Origin of the sequence: Dietzia sp. DQ11-71 (genome assembly GCF_014144995.1) — a bacterium.
In the GTDB taxonomy this organism is placed as follows: Bacteria; Actinomycetota; Actinomycetes; order Mycobacteriales; family Mycobacteriaceae; genus Dietzia; species Dietzia kunjamensis.
The window spans coordinates 1-3939 of sequence record NZ_JAALDT010000233.1 but is presented as its reverse complement, the minus strand read 5'-3'; the positions used below and the strand labels follow the sequence as shown (position 1 = coordinate 3939).

Genomic DNA, 3939 nt, shown 5'->3' with positions numbered 1-3939 from the left:
CGCACTGTGGTCGGTCCCCGCCACGCTCCTCGCACTCGCGCTCTTCGCCGCGGCCACCCTCGGGGCGGTGAGGCTGCTGTCGATCGGGCTGAACCCGGGTTTCCACCCGGTCCACTCGCGGATCGCCTGGCAGGCCTGGTGCAGCGAACGGCTCATGGACGCCGCGCGGAACTGGCTCTACCCGCTCTACGCGTCCATGCTCACCCCGGTCTGGCTGCGCCTGCTGGGAGCCAGGATCGGTAAGGACGTCGAGGCCTCGACCGTGCTGCTCATCCCCGCCCTCACCACCGTCCGCGACGGGGCGTTCCTCGCCGACGACACCATGGTCGCACCGTACGAACTGGGCTCCGGATGGATGCGTCTGGAGCACGCCCAGGTCGGCAAGCGCGCCTTCCTCGGCAACTCCGGGATCGCCTCCGCCGGGCGGAAGGTGCCCGCGCGCGGCCTGGTCGCCGTGCTCTCGTCCGCCCCGCAGAAGGCCAAGAAGGGCACCTCGTGGCTGGGGTCGCCGCCGCAGAAACTCCCTCGCGCCGTCGCCGACACCGACGACGTCCGCACCTACCAGCCGCCGCGACGCCTCAAGGTCGCCCGGGCGGCGTGGGAGACCCTGCGACTGGTCCCCGTCTGGATGTCGTTCCTGCTCCTGGTCAGCGTCCTGGTGGTGATGCAGGAGATCCACCTGGAGTGGGGCTTCGGCGTGGCGGCACTGACCTCCGGGCTGACGCTCGCCTACGCGGGTCTGGTCGCCCTGGTGGTCGCCGCGCTGGCCAAGTGGATCCTCGTGGGCCGGATCCGCGCGGGCGAGCAGCCGCTGTGGTCGTCGTTCGTGTGGCGCAACGAAGTCGCCGACTCGTTCATCGAGTTGCTCGCCGCGCCGTGGATGGCCCGGCCCGCGTCGGGCACCCCGGTGATGAACGCGATGCTGCGCCTGCTGGGCTCACGGATCGGCCGAGGCGTGTGGTGCGAGTCGTACTGGCTGCCCGAGGCGGACCTGATCTCCCTCGGGGACGGCGCCACCATCAACCGCGGGTGCGTGGTCCAGACCCACCTGTTCCACGACCGCATCATGCAGATCGACCGGGTGACGATCGAGGCCGGCGCCACACTGGGGTGCCATTGCGTCGCGCTGCCGGCGTCGTCGATCGGTGACGGCTCGACCGTCGGCCCGGCCTCGCTGGTGATGCGCGGCGACCGCATCCCGCCCGGCACCCGCTGGCAGGGCAATCCGATCGCACCCTGGCGGGGCTGAGCCGGTGGGCGGGTCAGCCGCCGGCGATGGCCCGCAGCGCCGCCAGGTGGGACTCGTAGGCCCTGCGTCCGTCGCGGGTGAGCGACAACCACGTCCGCGGTCGCTTGCCGACGTACCCCTTGCTGACTTTGACGTATCCGGCTTTCTCCAGCACCGATGCCTGCTTGGACAGTGTCGAGTCGGTGACCTCGACCGCGTCGCGGATGGTGGCGAAATCCGCGTAGTCGACGCCAGCCAGGGCCGCGACGATGGAGAAGCGGACGGGCGCGTGGATGACCTCGTCCAACCGGTGGCGGGCGTGCCCTCCCGATCCGCCGCCCGCCCCCGGGGCGGAGCCCCCCGATGCAGCCGGGGTGCTCGTCGTCGTCTCGTCGCCCGTCATCTGACCGCCCGTCGTCTCGCCGCCCATCTTCTCTCCGCTCACCGCTCGGATCCCCGCCGGTCGATGATCGCGGCGGCCACCAGGCCGGGCAGGGCGACCAACAGAACCCCGAGGAGGTACCACCAGGCGGTGAGCCCGATCGTGGTGCGGATGACGTTCAGGCCGGTGACGACGACGAGGATCATCACGCCCGATCCCGCGACGCCCCACGTGTAGGTCCGTCCCGATCCGCGGGGGCCCGCCTTGATCGCGCGTCGCTGCCAGAAGATCGCCACGAAGAGCAACAGCACGTACGGCACGAGCGCCCAGTTGGAGAACATGATCGCGACTGTCCCGATCCCCATCAGAAGCGAGATGGCCGCGGCGAACGCCGCGAACACGCGGGCGTCCTGCCGGGAGCTGACCGGCGGGCGCCCCTCGGCCTCGGCGAGCATGCGGGCGGCCTCCGCTCGATCGACCTCGCCGGTGCTTGAGTTCTGCGGGTCCATGGGTCTGCCTTCCGTCGGTGCCCCGGGGGAGTTTCCGCCGCGGAGTGATATTGAGACTAGGCAAGTACTTTCCTATCTGGCAACCACTTTCCCGGGAGCGGTCACTTCTCGCCTCGAGACGGGCGTCGCCCGTCGCCGGTCCTCTAGACTCGCGCAGGTCATGGAATTGAAGGCAGTGAAGTCAGACCTCGTCGCCAAGCTGGCGTCCCCGCGCACGCCGTCGGGCGCCGACCCGGTCGACCCCTACCTGCCCGGCGCGGGCAACCACGGATATCGCGTCACGCGCTACGAGCTGGACCTGAGCTACAAGGTGAGCCCCAACAACCTCCGTGGCGAGGCGGTGATCACCGCGACCGCCACCGAGCCGCTGGAGACGATCCGGCTCGACCTCTCCCCGCACCTGACCGTGTCCAAGGTCCTTCTCGACGGAGACCGCGTCGCCCGCTACACCCGGCCCCGCGGCAAGCTCTCGATCACCCTCGCCGAACCACTCGCCGTGGGATCCGCGTTCACCCTGACCATCCGCTACTCCGGCAACCCGAAGCCGATCCGTGGGCCGTGGGGCGAGGTGGGCTGGGAGGAACTGACCGACGGGGTCCTCGTCGCGGGCCAGCCCAACGGTGCCGCCAGCTGGTTCCCCTGCGACGACCACCCCTCGGCGAAGGCCCCGTTCCGTATCAGGCTCACCACCGACTCGCCGTACCGCGCCGTCGTCACCGGCACGCTGGTCGGCAAGAAGCGCAGTGGCAGCACGACCGCCTGGGACTTCGACCTCCCGCACCCCACCTCCCCCTACCTGGTCACCGTCAACCTCGGGCAGTACGACCACCTCGAGGCCACCGACGGGCCGGTGCCGTTCCACGCCTTCGTCCCCGCCGACCTCAAGCGGGGATTCCGGCAGGCCTTCGCCCGGCAACTCGAGATGATCACCGTGTTCTCCGATCTCTTCGGCCCGTACCCGTTCGACAGCTACAAGGTCGTGGTGACCGACGACGAACTCGAGATCCCGCTCGAGGCGATGGGCATGTCGACGTTCGGACGCAACACGTGTGAGGCCGCGGGCCGGCCGGACTCGGACGAGCGACTCATCGCCCACGAGCTGGCCCACCAGTGGTTCGGCAACGCCGTCACCATCGCCGAGTGGAAGCACATCTGGCTGCACGAGGGGTTCGCCTGCTACGCCGAGTGGCTGTGGACCGAGTTCTCCGGCGGCGCCGACGCCGGCAGTCACGCCCTGCGCTACTACTCCAAGCTGCAGAATTCCCCGCAGGACCTCCTCCTGTCCGACCCCGGACCGGAGGACATGTTCGACGACCGCGTCTACAAGCGCGGCGCCCTGACCCTGCACGCGCTGCGCCTGACGATCGGCGACGACCGCTTCTTCGATCTCCTCCGCGCGTGGGTCGCGACGTACTCCGGCAGGACTGTCACCACCGACGACTTCCTCCACCTGGCCGCCGACCACTCCCCCGTCGACCTGCGGCCACTGTGGAACGCCTGGCTGTTCTCCGAGCCCCTGCCGCCGACCCTCGGTATGCCCGATGACGACACCGGCAGCCACTGAGCCGACGCCCACCACCGGCCGGTCGGCCGCGGGCGGGATGCGGGCACTGACGTTGGCGACCCTGTTCGCCGCGGCCTCCGGGTACCTGGTGATGCTGGTGGCCGGCCGCGCGCTCGGCCCGGCCGACTATCCACTGTTCGCCACCTACTGGGGAGCGTTCTTCGCCCTCGGCGGCGTCGCCAACGGGCTGTTGCAGGAGGTCACCCGCGCCGTCCGCTCGGCCCGCGGGGGTGGGACCGGCACGGTCGGCGCGCGG

General features: G+C 70.5%; 4 protein-coding genes and 1 pseudogene. 3 read left to right on the top strand and 2 right to left on the bottom strand.

Annotated features, from left to right (window positions below):
- Positions 1–1249, top strand: a 1249-nt coding sequence (locus tag G6023_RS09040) for a Pls/PosA family non-ribosomal peptide synthetase (protein ID WP_347570752.1), incomplete at its 5' end; no start/stop codon positions are given.
- 13 nt (positions 1250–1262) lie between these two features.
- Here G6023_RS09040 and G6023_RS09035 read toward each other — a convergent pair.
- Together G6023_RS09035 and G6023_RS09030 are read right to left on the bottom strand one after the other, a co-directional pair.
- On the bottom strand, positions 1263–1673 hold the full coding sequence (locus G6023_RS09035; protein WP_347570751.1) for a winged helix-turn-helix domain-containing protein: 411 nt from the start codon (positions 1671–1673) through the stop codon (positions 1263–1265).
- Positions 1670–2119 (bottom strand): hypothetical protein, encoded by a 450-nt coding sequence (locus G6023_RS09030; RefSeq protein ID WP_120284698.1) that lies wholly within the window; start codon positions 2117–2119, stop codon positions 1670–1672. The genes G6023_RS09035 and G6023_RS09030 overlap by 4 nt, the downstream gene beginning before the upstream one ends.
- Positions 2120–2279: 160 nt before the next feature.
- On the opposite strand from G6023_RS09030, the gene G6023_RS09025 reads away from it, so the two are divergent.
- Positions 2280–3683, top strand: a complete 1404-nt coding sequence (locus tag G6023_RS09025) for a M1 family metallopeptidase (RefSeq protein ID WP_182635092.1) — start codon at positions 2280–2282, stop codon at positions 3681–3683.
- Positions 3661–3939 (top strand): annotated as a pseudogene (locus G6023_RS09020) (hypothetical protein); the annotation flags it as partial. The gene G6023_RS09025 and the pseudogene G6023_RS09020, both read left to right, overlap by 23 nt.